Origin of the sequence: Streptomyces sp. NPDC007025 (assembly GCF_042869455.1) — a bacterium.
Classification (GTDB): domain Bacteria; phylum Actinomycetota; class Actinomycetes; order Streptomycetales; family Streptomycetaceae; genus Streptomyces.
Genome location: NZ_JBIAFT010000006.1, coordinates 149,252 through 165,802, shown reverse-complemented (window position 1 = coordinate 165,802; position 16,551 = coordinate 149,252). Strand labels below are relative to the sequence as shown.

Genomic DNA, 16,551 nt, shown 5'->3' with positions numbered 1-16,551 from the left:
AACGCATCCCACGACCGCCACGGATCCACCTCCCCCACAGCAACCCCCGCCTCTTCCCCCACCACACCCGACAACCAACCCACCACATCGCCCCCGCCAGAGGCCGGAACACCAACCGCAGCCCCGGACGGCACCACAGCCGGCTCCACACCAACCGCCCCCGCACCACCGGGGAGTGCGCTGCTGTCGGCGGGGAAGTCCGCCGCCAGGCTCTCGGCGACCTCGGCCACACAGCCGAACTCGAACAACAACGTCCGCGACGCATCCGGAAACACCTCCGCGATCCGGTGATTCACCCGCGTACGCACCACCGAATCAATCCCGAACGCATCCCACGACCGCCACGGATCCACCTCCCCCACAGCAACCCCCGCCTCTTCCCCCACCACACCCGACAACCAACCCACCACATCGCCCCCACCAGAGGCCGGAACACCAACCGCAGCCCCGGACGGCACCACAGCCGGCTCCACACCAACCGCCCCCGCACCACCGGGGAGCTGCACGCCGGGAACCGGGTCCGCGCCGTGCAGAGCAGTCCGGCAGTCGGCGGGGAAGTCCGTGGTCAGAAGGTCGGCGACCTCGTCGATGGTGGGGAACTCGAACAGCAGGGTCCGGGACGCGGCCGGGAACCGCTGGGCGAGGTACTGGTTCACCCGGGTCCGGACCACCGAGTCCACGCCGAACGCGTCGAACCGCTCCCAGCGGTCGACGGCCGCCGGGTCGACACCCACCTCGTCGGCGATCACCCGGGTCAGCCACAGCGCGACGTCCTCCCGCAGCCCGCCGGGCCCGGCAGCGGCCTGCGGCACGGTGTCCGCCGGTGCGTAGGCCGTCGCGGCGGGAGCGTCAGGAGCGGCTGGTGACACGGGGGCTGCGGGTGCTGCTGGGGCCGCGGGGGCCGTGGCAGTGGCCGGGACTGGCGGCCCGGCGGGAGCCACCGGAGCGGCTGGCGGAGCCACCGTCGCAGCAGGAGCCAACGGAGCGGCGGGAGCCGGGGCCGCGGCAGGAGCCACCGGCGCCGCGGGGGCTGCCGGGGCGGTCCGGGGCTCGGCGGCCGGCCGCGGCGCGGGGCCCGGCTGCCCGGCGGGCTGCGGGCGGGCGGCCGGGGCGGCGGCTCCAGCAGCCGGGCGGGGGGCCAGCCGGTCCCTGCCGTGACGGTTGCGCGCGAACGGATACCCGGGAAGCGAGACGCGCCGCCCGCCGGTGGCGGGCCAGGAGACCTCCCCACCCCGGCACCAGGCCGCGGCCAGTTCCGCCGGGGTGCCGCCGGTCGCGCGGGGCGCCCCGGAGCGGGCCCGGCCCACGGCCGTGTCCGCGGTGGGGCGGCCCGCGGCGAGCGCCCGGAGCGCGGCCACCAGTTCGGGCACCGAACCGGCCACCACCACGGCCCGCTCGTCCAGCGCGGCGCGCCCCTGCTGGAGGGTCGCCGCCACATCGGTGAGCGTCGGCGGCGCCCACACCGGCTGCCGCTCGTCCGGCCGGGCGGCCGGGGCCAGTGAGGCGACCAGGCTGTCCACGGTGGGCGCCTCGTAGAGCGTGTCGACCGTCACCTGACGGCCGGTCTGCCGCGTCAGCAGGTTGGCGAGTTGGGCGAGCTGGTGGGGCTCGGCGCCGTGGCTCTCCAGATTCCGGTCGCCGCGCAGTCCGCCGGGGTCGATTCCCAGCAGGTCGGCGATGAGCCGGCGGAGGGTGTCCTGGCCGCTCTCCCCGCCTGTCGTGCAGACCCGTTCGAGATGGTCGGCCAGTTCCCCGGCCAGTACGCCGAGCCGCTCGCGGTCGCGGGCCGAGAGCGGCACCGCCACCGGGCTTGGTGTGCGGTCCGCGGCCGCCGGCCGCGGCGCGGGCTGGTACTCCTCCACCACCAGGTGCGCGTTGGTGCCGCTGTGGCCCATGGAGTTGACTGCCGCGAGCCGCGGTGCGCCCGGGACCGCGGGCCACGGCCTGCCGACGGCGTCGATGGTGATACCCGAACCGTCCAGCTTGATCATCGGGTTCAGGGTGCGGAAGGTGGGCATGCCGGGGAAGCGCTCGTTGCGCATGCTCAGCAGCACCTTCACCAGGCCGATCGCGCCGGCGGCCGCGCCGGTGTGACCGACGTTCGCCTTGGCGCTGCCGAGCACGCACCCGTCCGGGTTCGGCTGCTGCCTGCTGAACGCGCGGGCCAGCGCTCCGGCCTCCACCGGGTCACCGAGCACGGTGCCGGTGCCGTGCGCCTCGACGTAGCCGACCCGGGAGGTGTCGATGCCGTGCCGCCGGTACACCGACTCGACCAGCTTCTCCTGGGCCGGTCCGCTCGGCGCGGTGAGGCCGTTGCTGGCACCGTCGTGGTTGACGCCGGTGGCGCGGATGACGCCGCGGATGTCGTCGCCGGCCGCTTCGGCGTCGGCGAGCCGCTTGAGCACCAGCACCGCCACCCCCTCGGCGAACACGGTGCCGTTGGCGGAGTTGTCGAAGGTGCGGCACTCACCGGACGGCGAGAGCACCCCCATGTCCGCGAGCAGGTTCAGCGAGCTGTGGTCCAGGCCCACGTTGGCACCGCCCGCCAGCGCGATCCCGCAGTCGCCGGCCAGCAGGCTGCGGCAGGCCATGTGGAGGGCGACGACGGACGAGGAGCAGGCGGTGTTGACGACCAGCGCCGGGCCGTGCCAGTCCAGGAAGTAGGACAGCCGGGCCGCGACCAGCGCGTCGGAGGCGCCGGTGAACGACTCGTGCAGATACCCGGCGGGCTCGGCGCCCACGAACATCCCGGTGTCGGAGCCGTAGAGCGAGAACGGGTCGATGCCCGCGTCCTCGACGGCGTGCCACGCCTCCTGGAGCAGCAGCCGCTGGTGCAGGTTCATGGAATCGGCCTCGCGCGGGTCGATCCCGAAGAACTCCGGGTCGAAGCAGTCCCGGTCGGCGATCACCCCGCCCCAGCGATAGCCCCGGGCGCCCTCGCCGAGGATCTCGGCAGGCAGCTCGCCGACGCTCTTGCGCCCCGCGGCCAGATTCTCCCAGAACGTGCGGACGTCGTCGGCCCCGGGGAACCTGCCCGCCATCCCGACCACCGCGATGTCCAGTGCGGAGGTCGGGGCGGGCGGCGGCTCCGCTGCGGCGGCCGGGCCGGCGGTGAGGTAGCGATCCACGACGGATCGGAACTCGGTACTCGTCATCGCTGCCCTCCGGAGGCGTTGTCGACAAGATCGGTGAGATGGTCGGTCAACCGGTCGATGGTGGTGTGGTCGTAGAGGAGCGCGGCGTCCAGTTCGAGGCCCAGCTCCTCGCCGAGCTCGGAGACGAAGGACATCCCGGTGATCGAGTCGACGCCGAGTTCCGCGAAGGCGCGGCGGGACGACAGCTCCTCGGGCGGCACGCGCAGTGCCCGGGCGAGCCGCTGAGTGGTCAGCGACCTGATCCGGTCCCGGTCGGCCCCTTGTGCGGGGGGCTCCTGCTCCCGGCCCTGCCCCTCGCCCGCGGCTGCCGTCCCGGGGGCGGCAGGCTCCGGCGGCGTCTGCTGAGCCAGGGGCTGGGGCGCGGGCACGGGTTCCGCGGATCGTGTGGACTCGGCGAGCCCTGGCTCAGCGGTACGGGACGGCCGGGCCTCCACGGACTGCGCGGCATCCCGGGCCGCAGCGGACCCGGCGGTCCCCGCGGATCCCGTTCCGCGTGCCGGTGCGGCGCCGCCGGGGCGCAGGCCGACGGTCTGGGTGGCGCCGCCCGAGGTCAGCAGCCGTACGGCCGCGTCAAAGCAGGCCGCGCCCTCATCGTCGCCGAGGAAGCCGACCCCGGGGTGCTCGGCGGCCGCCGCGCCGAACGAGGAGGCCCAAGCGCCCCAGTTGAGCACCCCGACCGGGAACGGCGCGGCCACGGCGATGGCACGGGCGAACGCGTCCGCGAACGTGATGCCCGCCGCGTACGCCGGGTGGGTCCCGGCGCCGCCGAACGCGAACGCCTGCGCCGAGGAGAAGAAGTACAGGAAGTCCAGTGGCTCGTCCACCAGCGCGCCCGCCACATGGACGGCGCCCCGGGCCTTCACCTCGTAGTGGTGGCGGAACTCGGCGTCGTCGAGCGCGGTCACCTCCCGGGCCTGCTCGGTGATGGTCGAAGCGCCCGCGAACACGACGCCGTGCAGGGCGCCCAGTGCCTCCTTGGCCTCGGCGACCGCGGCACGCACCTGCTCGGGGTCCGTCACATCGGCACGCAGGTAGGCGGGGGCGCGGTCCCCGACGGTCGCGGCGTCGAGCGCAGCGCGGACCGCCGCGTCGTCGCCGGGCCTGCGGCCCACCCAGGCGACCCGGGCCCGGTAGTGCTCGTGCAGGTGCCGGGTGACGGCCTGGCCGACCACTCCCGCACCGCCGATCACCAGGTAGGCACCGTCCGTCCGCAGCCCCGGCTCGCCGCCGGGCGGCTCGACCTCGTCGAACCGCTGCCGGTAGCGCCTGCCCTCGCGCAGCAGGGTCAGTTCGCCCGCCGGGCTGGCCGGTTCGGCGACCAGCGCAGCGGCCAGCGCCGGCAGATCGGTCTCCCGCGCGGAGACGTCCACGTTGCGCACCGCGAACCGCTGCCGCTGCTGGGCCAGGAAGTAGGCGAGCCCGGTCAGTCCGGCACCGGTGGCGTTGGCGGCACGGCCGTCCGTGCCGTGGGTGTCGTGGGTGGTGAGGTGGCAGTCGATTCGCTCACCGCCGTTCCGCTCGGACAGGGCGCGCAGCAGCCGCAGGGCGAGGAGTTGGACGTCCGCGTCCACCCGGGCGTGCGGGTCCTCGGCACCGACGAGGAGGTGCACCCGGTCCACCGGGCCGACGTCGGCGAGGACCGTGCGGAAGGCATCGGGGTCGCCGGGCGAGACCGTGCGCAGCGCACCCGTGCCGACGGTGCCGGCGCCCGTCGTCACCGGCACCACGGTGGCCCCGGCGGCGCGGTGGTGGGCTCCGACGGCCTCGGCCAGGGCACCGGCCCCGGATTCGACGACCAGTACCCGGCCCCCGGCGGCGGCCGGTTCGGGCGCCGGTGAGCGGACTTCCCAGCTGGGCACCCGCAGCATCCCGCGAGAGGGTGCGGTGAGCGCGGCCAACGCGCCCTCCGCGTCCTGTCCCTGTCCCTGTCCCTGTCCCTGTCCACCAACACGACCACGTTCCGGCTCCTGCGACTGCCCGGCGGAGCCGGGTACGGCCTCCGCCGGGGAAGCCGTGTTCGCAGCGGGGCGGTCCGGGGCCGGCGCGCCGGAGTGGTCGGTGAACCAGTAGCGGTCCTGCGCGAAGGGGTAGCCGGGCAGGCTGACCCGGCGGCCGCGGGCGGCGCCCGGCCGGTCCGTCCAGTCGACGGCGGCACCCTCCACCCACCGTTCGGCCAGCGGGCGCAGCGCCGTTTCCGTGCCGTGCACCCGCACCCGGTCGTCGGCGAGGAAGTCGCCGAGGGCCCGGACGAGTCCGGCCAGGTCCGGCACGGCGAACGCGGCCCGCTCGGCCAGTTCCACCCGGCCGTGCTGCAGCGTGTGGGCCACATCGGCGAGCGCGAGGTCCCCGGTGCCCGCCGGCACCAGGGCGGCGGCCTCGGCGACGGTGTGCCCGGCGGTGAGCCGGGGCGGTCGGCCCGACGGCAGCAGCTCGGCCAGTGACCGGGCGACCTGGGTGACCTCGGCGGCCGTGATGCCGTACTCGTGCCACGGCTGCCGGGGGTCGAGGTCGGCCGGGTCGGTGCCCAGCACCCGGGCGAGCCGGGTGGTGACCTCGCGGGCCGGGTCCGCGGCGCCGCCGCGCAGCCGGTCCAGCAGCCGCGCGGCGACCGCCCGCAGTGCCGGCGCCGTGCGGGCCGACAGCGGTACCACCACGGGCCCCGGGGCCGCGGTGGCCGCCGCGGCCTCCCGCCGGCCGGTGTACTCCTCCAGCACCACGTGCGCGTTGGCGCCGGTCGCGCCGAACGAGCTGACCCCGGCGCGGCGCGGCCCGCCGTCGGGCACCGTCCACTCCTCGGCGGCGTACTGGATGCGGAACGGGGAACCGTCCAGCTCCAGCAGCGGATTGGCCGGGTCGGCGTGCAGGGTCGGTGCCAGCGTGCGGTGGTGGAGTTGCAGCACCGCCTTGGTGAGTCCGGAGATGCCCGCCGCGCCCTCCGCGTGGCCGATGTTGGACTTCACCGAACCCAGCGCGCACGACTCGGGCTTCGCCGCGTCCCCGAAGGCGGTCGCCAGGGCGCGCAGTTCGATCGGGTCGCCGAGCGAGGTGCCGGTGCCGTGGGCCTCCAGCACCCCGATGGTGGCCGGGTCGGTGGCCGCGTCCGCCAGCGCCTCGGTGAGCACCGCGGCCTGCGCGGGCGGGCTGGGCACACTGAACCCGCCCGCGGCGCCGCCGTGGTTGACGGCACTGCCGCGGACGACCGCGTAGATGTGGTCGCCGTCGCGCTCGGCCGCCGAGAGCGGTTTGAGGACGACGGCGCCCACGCCCTCGGCGGACACGTAGCCGTCGCCCCCCTCGCCGAAGGAGCGGCAGCGGCCGTCGGTGGAGTGCATGTTGACCAGCCCGTAGCCGACGTACTTGGCCGGGTGCAGGGACAGGTTCACGCCGCCGGCCACCGCCACCGCGCACTCGCCGTCCCGCAGGCTGCGCACGGCCATGTGCACGGCGGTCAGCGACGAGGAGCACAGCGTGTCCACGGCGACGCTGGGGCCGTGGAAGTCACAGAAGAACGACACCCGGTTGGCGATCTGGCCCTGGCTCAGCCCCAGCGGTACGGGGTCGCCACCGCGTGCGGCGTGCTCGACGCCCAGCAGCGGATAGTCCTTGTGCATCACCCCGGCGAACACCCCGCCGCGGCGGCGGCCGCCCGGTCCGGTCGGCGGGCACAGCGACTGCGGGGTGTGCCCGGCGTCCTCGATCGCCGCCCAGCAGGTCTGCAGGAACAGCCGCTCCTGCGGGTCCAGCACGGCGGCCTCGGCGGCGGAGATGCGGAACAGCGCCGCGTCGAAGGCGTCCACGTCCTCCAGGAAGCCGCCCCAGGAGGAGAGCGGACGGCCGGAGGCGCTGCGCAGGTGGGCGAACTCGCGGTGGTCCCAGCGGTCGCCCGGCACCTCGACGACGCTGTCCACGGCGCCGAGCAGGTTGGTCCAGAACCCGTCGAGGTCGGCGGCGCCCGGATAGCGCCCCGCCATGCCGATCACGGCGACCGGTTCGGCCCGGCCGGCGGGTACGGCGGCGGACCCGGCGGGCGCCCCGGACCGCCCCGGAACGGCGGCGGCCCGCACCGGCTCGGGTGCCGGACCCACCGGTGTGCCGGTCGACTCCACGCGGCGCCGGTCCAGGACGGGCCGGGGCAGCGGGGTGCGGCTGCCCCGGTCCCCCATCCAGGCGGCCATGACCACGTGCGCGTTGGTGCCGCCGTCGCCGAAGCTGTTGAGCGCGGCGACCCGCGGCCCCGGCCACGGCGCCTGTTCACGGTCGAAGCGGAACGGCGAGGCGGCGAGGTCGAAGTGCTCCGGCGGCTGCTGCCCGCTCAGATACGGCACCCGCCGCCCGCGCTCCAGCATCAGCGCCACCTTGATGAATCCCGCGATGCCCTCGGCGCACTGGGGGTGGCCGATGTTGGGCTTGACCGAACCGAGCGCGCACTCGGCCGCGGATCCGGAGCGGTACACCTCCCGGACTGCCTTGAGTTCGATCAGGTCGGTCACCGGCGAGCCCGAGGCGTTGGCCTCCAGGTAGCCGATCTCCTCGGGGCGGTGGCCGCTGGCGGCCAGGGCGCGGGAGAGGACCTGCTGCTGGGTCGCCAGGTTCGGGGTGGCGGGACCGGCGGTGCGACCGTCGTTGTTGACGGCGATCCCCTTGACGACGGCCATGATCCGGTCGCCGTCCGCGCGGGCCGCGGCCAGCGGCTTCACCACCACGACGCCCGCGCCCTCGGCGGGGACGAACCCTCCGGCGCGCCGGTCGAAGGCGTGGAACTCCGGTTCGGCGGTGAGCAGCCCGCGCTGCTCGAACACCTGGTGTGCGGCAGCCCCTTCGATGAGCGTGACGCCGCCGACCACCGCCGCCTCGGCCTCCCCGGCGCGCAGCGCCTGCGCGGCCAGGTTGAGCGCCACCAGCGCCGACGAGCACGCGGTGTCGACCACCACGCTGGGCCCGCGCAGGTCGAAGTGGCGGGAGATGTTGGCGGCCAGGTAGTTCTGCCCCAGCACCACCGGGTTCCGGCTGGCCAGCACCGTCTCTCGGGCGGGCAGCCGCGCGGTGCGGCCGCCGATGTAGACACCGATGTCCCGGCCCCTGAGCTCCTCGGCGCGGTATCCGGCCGCGCACCAGGCGAACAGCGTCTCCTCCAGGAGCAGCAGGGACTGCGGGTCCATGGCCGCGGCGTCCGCGTCGCCGATCCGGAAGTGGCCGGGGTCCAGTTCACGGTCGGCGTCGGCCAGCAGTCCCGCGTGGAAGCCGCCGCCCTCGCCGGGCCAGCGGTCCTCGGGCACCCGCGCGATGGCCGACCGGCCCTCGGCCAGCAGCCGCCAGTACGCCTCCGGGTCGGAGGCGCCGGGGAACCGGCAGGACAGCCCGATCACGGCCAGGTCGCCGTCCCGTGCCCCGCCCCCGGCGGCGGGGCCGCCGGGGGTGTCCGAGCGCTCGGCGGCCACCGGGGTTCCGCTCTCCGGCACGACGGTCTGCTGCTCGCCGTCCGGGACGGGGTCGGCGGTCCCGCCGCCCGGCTCGGGGGCGGGTGCCGGAGCGGTCGCGGCGGTCGTCGCCTCCGACACCGCGGTCGCCTCGGGCGCGGCGGGTCCGAACGCGGAGCGTGCGGCCTTGGGGTGGTGCTCCGTCAGCCAGGTGGCGAACTCGTTCGCGGTCGGGTGCTCGATCAGCACGGAAGGGTCCAGTTCGACGCCGAGCCGCGTGGAAGCGGTGCGGGTGAGCTCGACCAGCGTGATCGAGTCCGTGCCGTAGTCGTGGACGGGCGTGTCGGGGTCGAGCCGGTCGCGGTCGAACTCCAGCTGCTCGGCGATCAGATCGAGCAGCCATCCGGCGGCGGACCGGTCGGGGCCGCCCGGCTGCCCGGCCTCCGCGGTGCGGGCGGTCGCGGACGCCGGGTGCGGCGCGGCCGCGGCCGGCACTGCGGACGGCGCCTGCGCCCCGGCGGTGCCGGTGGGCCCGGCGGTGCCCGGCTCCTTCCCGGGCACCGTGCCCAGTTGGCCGAGCGGCCGGTCGTCGGCGGGGACCACGGGCAGCACCACCGGTCCCGTACCGCCGGAGACCACCACGTCGAGCACCCGCAGACCGTCCTGCGCGGGCAGCGGTGCCAGTCCGGCGGCCCGGTAGGCGGGCCCGGTGCCCGCCGCGCCCATGCCGATCCCGTCCCAGCTGGGCCACTGCACGCTGACCACCGGCACCGCCGCGCCCCTGCGGGCGAGGTCGTCGAGGTGGGTGTTGGCCATGGCGTAGTCGCTCTGGCCCACGGCCAGCGCGGGCAGCGCGGAGGCCACCGAGGAGAACAGCACGACGAACCGCACCGGCTGCCCGGCGACCGCGCCCAGCACCGCCTCGGCGCCCTCGGCCTTGGGCGCCAGCACCCGGCGGGCGCTCGCCGGGGTCTTGCGGGCGAAGGAGAGGGTCTCCTCGTCCACCGTGCCCGCAGCGTGCAGCACACCGCCGACGGGGCCGCTCTCGCGCAGCAGCGCGGCCAGCGCCGCCTCGGCGCCGGGTTCGCCCAGCGCGACGGCGGCGGTCCGGATCCGGGCACCGGTCGCGGCGAGGTCGAGCAGCCCGCGCAGCTTGCGGCCGAGCGCGTCGTCCTGCCGGGCGCGCTCGGCCCACCGGGCCCGGTCCGGGAGTTCCTCGCGGCCGACCAGCAGCAGGTCGCGCACGCCCCAGGCGGTCACCGCGTGCCGGGCGGCGGCCAGGCCCACGCCCCGGGTGCCGCCGGTCACCAGCAGCACCTCGTCCGGGCCGAAGACCGGCGTCGCCGGGGTACCGGGCGGAGTGTGCTCGCGCAGCACCGGGGACTGCCGGTCGCCGCCGCGGTACCGCACCCGGCCCGGCCCCTCGGCGGCCGGCAGTTCGGCCAGCACCCGGGCGGCCGCTGCCGCTTCCGGTTCGGCCGGGTCGAGTTCGAGGTGGGTGGCGCGCAGCCGGCGCAGCTCGTGCCCGAGCATTCCGTACAGCCCGGCCACCCGGGAGGCCTGCGGACCGGACCTGCCGGGGCCGCGGGTGACGCCGAGCACCCGGCGCGCACCGGCGCAGGCGCGTTGCAGCCACGGCAGCCAGGCCTCCAGGAGGTCGCCGGGGTCGCCGTCCGGGGAGCATCCGGTCAGGTCGACGACGGTGTCCGCCGCGGGCTCGGCCCCGGCGACCCCGGTCACCTCCGGCGCGGTCACGTCCAGCGCGGTGGCGCCGGGCAGTTCCCGCAGCAGGCGGTCGGCCAGCGCCGCGGTGCCGGGAGCGGTCAGTACGGCGATCCGGCCCGCGTCGGCGGCGGCCGGGCCGGGCGCCGGCAGGGGTGCGGACTGCCAGTCCTCGGTCAGCAGCCGCACCGGAGAGTCCTCGGCCGCCCCCGCCGTCGCCACGACGACCTCGGCGAACGCCTCGTCGCGCGCCGTGGGCCGGGCGACCGCGCCGAACCCGTGCTCGTGCAGCAGCCGCTGCCAGCCGTCCGCTGTCAGCAGCGGCGCACCGGGGATGCGCAGCTCCTCGTCGTGGTACAGCCACCATCCGTCCAGGAGTCCGAAGGTCAAGGTGAGCAGCGCGGACTTGCGGGTCACTTCGTTGATCACCAGCAGTCCGCCGGGCCGCAGCGCGCCGGCCAGGTTGGCGGCGACGGTGCGCAGATCACCCGTGGCGTGCAGCACGTTCGAGGCGACGACGACGTCGAACCTGCCGCCCGCCAGCTTCTCGCCGGCGCCCGGCTCCTCCACGTTCCAGCGGCCGTAGCGCAGATAGCCGCGGCCGGGGCCGAACCGGTCCTCGGCCTTGCTCAGGAACGCCGGTGACAGGTCGGTGAACCAGTACTCGGCCGGTCCGCCGACGGCGTCCAGCTCGGGCAGCACGACCGCGGTGGTCCCACCCGTCCCGGCGCCGATCTCGGCGATCCGCACCGGGTCGGCGCTGTCCCGGACGAACGCGGCGACGGTCTCGGCGACGGTCCGGTTCAGCCCGTCGGCGATGGCGTTGCCCTGATAGGCGGCCGTCATCCGGTCCAGCGAACCGCCGGGGAAGAGGATCTCGGTGACCGGCCGGACTCCTGTGAGGACGGCGGGCAGTCCGGCGACGCAGTCCTCGACGAGCGCGAGCTGCGCCTGCCAGTACGGGTCGGCCGCCAGCCGGGAACGCAGCTGCGCCCACTCCGGGTCGGCGGCCGGGTCGGCGGCGCGGCGGCCGGCCTCCCGCAGGGCGACCGGGTCGGCGTCGTCGGTGAACCCGGCGGCCGCCAGCAGCCGCAGCGCCTCCTCCAGCCACCGGTGGTACTTCTCCACGACCGCGTACCGGGCGGCGAGCCCGGCCCGGGGCTCGGGCCCGTCCGCGAACAGGCCGAGCTCCCGCAGCCGCACCAGCACTTCGCGGGCCACCCACCGGTCGGCGTCGTCGGGCGTCAGCCCGTCCGCCCAGTCGGGGGCCGCGGTGCCGGACGCCGCCGGTGCGCCGGCAGAGTGCGTCACCGGTACGGCGGCCGCTTCCGCGGCGGGTGTGCGGGGGGCTGTCCCGTCGAACACGTGCGGATAGCGGGGCGCGAGGTGTGCCGCGAGGGCGCGGACGCTCGTGTACTCGAACAGCAGGGTCGGCGGCTGGCTCTCGCCGACGAGTTCCCCCACCGCGGCGACGAGTTCGAGGACCTGTGCCGACTCGATGCCGAGATCGAAGTATCCGGACCGGACGTCGAGGGACTCGGGCTCGCGGTCCAGCCGGGCCGCGAACACCCCGCGCAGCAGCGCCTCGTCGGCGCTCACGGACCCGGGCGCCTCCGGTGCGGCGCCGGCCGCGGGGCTCCGGTCCGCACGGTCGACCAGCTTGCTGGACAGCCCGCTGATCTCGGCCACCTGGCGGCCGAGCGCGTCGAAGAGCTGCACGTCGAGGGTGACCAGCTCCGGACCGCGGCGCACGGCGGCGGTGTCGATCCGGGCGAAGCAGCGCGCGGGCAGCGGGCCGGCGGCGCGGAACGCGGCCACGTGCACCGGCAGATAGGGTCCGGGCCCGTCGGTCATCAGCAGGCCCGGTGCCACGGCGCTCGCCAGCAGCAGCGCCGGGTCGAAGTCGGGGACCCGGTCCCGTCCCGCCACTCGGGGCGCGACGAGTTCGGCGACCAGCCCATCCGGGCACTCCCAGACCTCGCCCTCGGCGCGCGCGGCACCGGTGTAGACCTGGCCCGCTCCCTCGTCGGCGGCGTAGACGTCGGCCAGCGGCAGCCGCCGGGTCGCCGCCGCCCGCGCCGCCGGCACGTCGAGCGTGCCGGTGAGCGCGGCCGGCTCGGCGGCAAGTTCGGCGGTGGCGAAGCTGCCGGTCGCGTCGGCGACGGTGACGTTCCAGCGGCGGCCGTCTGCCTGGGGGACGCCCTCGACGGTCAGCCGCACCGGGCGGTCGTCGGTGACCTCCAGCGGGCGCAGGGCCGTCAGATCGGACATCCGCAGGGTGCCGGCCGGGTGTCCGTGCGCGGCGAACACCTCGTGGATGAGGTCCACGTACCCGAGCGCGGGCATCAGCGCCCGGCCGTCGACGCGGTGTCCGGCGATGCAGGGCGTGTCCATGGACAGCACGGTCTCGCCGCGCAGCACTCCGCCGGACCGTCCGTTCTCCGCGGCGCGGGCCCCTGCGGCCCCGCCGGAGGCGGGCCCGGCCGCGGGCGGCGCGGCGTCCGTCGGCACGACCGGGGCAGGTCCGGCCGCGGGCGGCGCGGAGGGCACCGGTCCGGCCGCGGTGTCCGTGGTCCCGGGTTCCGCGGACGCGGCGTCCGCGGTCCCGGTGGTGTGGCGCGGGCCCGCCAGGTCCTCGGCGGCCTCCGGCAGCCAGCAGCGGTCCCGCTCGAACGGGTAGCCCGGCAGCGGGACCGGGGCGGGCGGACGGGCGCCCCAGGCGGCCCGCCAGTCCACCGCGGCGCCGTGCACCCAGGCGGCGGGGTCGGTCTCGGCCGCGCGCTTGCGGTCCGCCACGCCCGCGGCCAACAGGTGCGAGCCGTCGAGGTGGCCGCGCAGGGCCCGCACCAGCTCGGCGGTGTCGGCGAACTCGGCGGTGAGCCGGTGCGGCAGATGCTCCCGGCCGGCCTGCAGCGTGTAGGCCAGCGCCGCCGGGTCGGTGTCGCGGCCGACTCCGTCGAGGAAGTCGGCCAGCCGGCGCGCGGACTCGGTGAGCCGCTCCGCGCTCCGGGCCGAGAGCACCGCCCGGTACGGCGGGCGGTGCACGGGTGCGGGGCGCTCGGCCGGCACGTACTCCTGGAGGACGACGTGGGCGTTGCTGCCGCCCGCGCCGAACGCGCTGACCCCGGCGAGCCGGGGCAGTTCCCGGCCGTCCGGGCCGGTGCGTGCGGGCCAGCGGGCCGACTCGCGCTGCACCCGGAACGGGGTGCCCGCGAAGTCGATGTCGGGGTTCGGCGGGTCGGAGTGCAGCGAGGGCACCAGGGTGCGGTGCCGGAACTGGAGCAGCACCTTGGTCACCGCGGCGATACCGGCGGCCGACTCGGCGTGCCCGATGTTGGACTTGACCGAGCCGATCGGGACGGTACGCGCCGCTGCCGCGGCGTCGTCCGCGAAGGCCCGGGACAGGCCGTTGATCTCGATCGGGTCGCCGAGCGAGGTGCCGGTGCCGTGCGCCTCCAGGTAGTCGAGTTCACCGGGCCGCACCCCGGCCCTGGCCAGCGCTTCGGAGACGAGCGTGCCCTGCGCCCGCGGGTTGGGCACGCTGTAGCCCTTGCTCGCGCCGCCGTGGTTGACGGCCGAGCCGCGGACGACGGCCAGGATCCGGTCCCCGTCGGCCTCCGCCGCGGACAGCCGCTTGAGCAGCACGGCACCTGCACCGTCGGCCGGGACGAAGCCGTCGCCGCCGTCGCCGAAGCTGCGGCACGCGCCGGAGGGCGCCAGGAAGCCGCTGCGGGACAGTTGGAGGTACTTCACCGGGTGGCTGGTGATGTTGACCCCGCCCGCGATGGCGACGTCGCAGTCCCCGGTGCGGATGGCCTGGCAGCCGAGGTGGATGGAGGCGAGCGACGAGGAGCACATGGTGTCCACCGCGATGCTCGGCCCGTCGAGTCCGTAGAAGTAGGAGACCCGGTTGGCCACCGCGGCGTACGAGGAGGAGGTGGCGGCTCCCCCGCGGTGCAGCGCCGCGTCCACGCCGTAGAGCTGGTAGTGGCCGTACATCATGCCGACGAACACGCCGGTGCGGACGGCCGCCAGGTCGGCGCGGGTGCGGCCGGCGTCCTCCAGCAGGTGCCAGACGGTCTCCAGGAAGATCCGCTCCTGCGGATCGAGATGCCGGGCCTCGACCGGGGACATCCGGAAGAACATCGGGTCGAACTTGTCGATGTCACGCAGGAATCCGCCGGTGCGGGTCGCGGTGCGGCCCGGTGTACCGGGCTCGGGGTCGTACCAGCGGTCGTGGTCCCAGCGGTCGGCGGGCACCTCCTCGACGCAGTCGCGGCCGGCGCGCAGGTTCTCCCAGAACTCCCACAGGTCCTCGGCCTGCGGGTAGCGCCCGGCGACGCCGATGATCGCGATGTCCTCCTCGGCGCGCGCGCCGGGGCCCGCGGCGGCTGCGGGTGCGGCGGAATCCGCCGTGCCGGTGGGCGCGTTCGGCACCTCGGCGACCGCGGGGGTGCCGGAGGACGCCGTCACCGCCGGGGTTGCGGGTACCGCCGCGGCCGCGGGGGGCCCGGACGGTGCCGCGGCCGCGGGGGCCTGCGCCGCCCCGCCGTCGCCGAGCGCCGCGGCCAGCGCGCCCGCGTGTTCCGCGGCGAAGTGGTCGGCCAGTTCGCCCAGGGTGACGTACTCGAAGAACAGCGTCTTGGACAGCGGCCCGAAGTGCTTCTCCAGGGCCGTGGTGGCGCTCATCACGATCAGCGAGTCGACCCCGTAGCTGTCGAAGTCCTCCTCGGGGTCGATGTCGTCCGCGGGCATCCGGAGCTGCTCGGCCAGCAGACCGGCGAGGAACCCCCGGGCCCGCGCCCGCAGGTCGTCGGGCCCGGCCCCGGGCTGCTGGATCCCGGCCGCCTGCACCTCGGGGGAGCCGGCACGGCCCGCGGAGCGGGCGTGCGCCGCGTGAGCCGGGCGCTCCGTCCCGGGGAGCGGCGCCGCGGTGCCGCCGAGGGCGGCGGCGATCCGGCCGGCGTCGCCGGGTGCCAGCAGGACCGACGGCGCCGCACCGGCCAGGGCCCGCTCCAGGGCCGCCATCGCGGGCCCGGTGCGGACGGGGCGCATGCCGAACCGGTCGGCCATCGCGCTGACGACGGCGGGCTCGGCCGCCACTCCGCCGTCGGTCCACAGCGGCCACTGCACCGACAGGCTCGCTCCGGACCGCTCACCGGCCGCCGCGCGTGCGGCGCGGCGGGCCGCGAGCCGGTCCAGGTAGCCGCTGGCGGTGGCGTGGTCGGCCTGGCCGACGTTGCCGAACGCGGCGGCGGTCGAGGAGTAGGCCAGGAAGTAGCGCAGCGGGTCGTGCCGGGTGGCCTGGTCCAGCCAGGCGGCGCCCAGCACCTTGGGCCGCAGCACGGCGTCGGCCTCGGCGCGGCTCTTCCGCAACAGGAAGGAGTCGTGCAGGGTGCCGGCCAGATGGGCGACGCCCACCAGCTCGCCCGCCTCGCGGGCCTGCTCGACCGCGCTGCGGACGCCGTCGCGGGTGGCGAGATCGGCGCGGACGAACCGGACGTCGGCGCCGGTGCCGCGCAGCCGGTCCAGTACGGCGGGCTCGGGCGCGGTCCGGCCGGCCAGCAGCACGGTGGCGGCCGGGTCCCGCTCGGCCAGCCGGGCGGCGAAGGCCACTCCGAGGGCACCGGTGCCGCCGGTGACCAGGTGGACGCCCGGACCGCCGGTGAGCGCCCCGGGGCCCGCCGGGAGTTCGACGGGCTCCCAGCCGCGGACCAGCCGCGCCCCGGGCTCCACCAGGACCTCGGCGGGCCCGGCCTGGGTCAGCTCGGCGCTCAGCACGGCCGCGGGGTCCGGACCCGCGTAACCGATCACGCGCATCGCCAGGTCCGGATGTTCCCAGCCCAGCGAGCGGGCGAAGCCGGCCATGGCGCCGTGGAGTTCGGGGTGGTCGGCGGCGCTGTCGTACAGGTACAGCCAGCGGGCGCTCCCCCGGCGTGCGGCGACCCAGGCGGCCGCCGTCTCCCGGGCCAGGTGGAAGCCGTCGTCCAGCGCGTCCTCCAGGTCGGCGCGGCCGGGCGGCGTCTGCACCAGGACGAGCGGCGCGGGCGCGGGCGCCAGCCGTGCGACCAGCGCGGCGACCGGTTCGCCCGGGCGGCGGGTGACCACCTCGGCCGGGGCCGCGGCGGCGGCGAGCCCGGCGGGGGCCTCGCCGAGGAAGACCACGGTGCCCGGGGCCGGTGCGGGCTCCTCGGCGGCGGGCTTCCAGACGGGGACGAAGGCGTGCGGCGCCTCGGCGGCGCTGTCGGAGGGCCGGC

General features: G+C 76.6%; 2 protein-coding genes (1 of these 2 running past the window's edge). Both read right to left on the bottom strand.

The genetic code is table 11. The features are described 5' to 3' along the window. Positions 1-3,155 (bottom strand): beta-ketoacyl synthase N-terminal-like domain-containing protein (locus ACFYMO_RS13725; RefSeq protein ID WP_388546323.1); only part of this gene is annotated, 3,155 nt, incomplete at its 3' end. Further along, positions 3,152-16,551 carry the 3' portion of an amino acid adenylation domain-containing protein gene (locus ACFYMO_RS13720; protein WP_388546320.1) on the bottom strand. It continues 11,389 nt past the right edge of the window, so the window shows 13,400 of its 24,789 coding nt (coding positions 11,390-24,789); its start codon lies beyond the right edge, outside the window; the stop codon is at positions 3,152-3,154. The genes ACFYMO_RS13720 and ACFYMO_RS13725, both read right to left, overlap by 4 nt.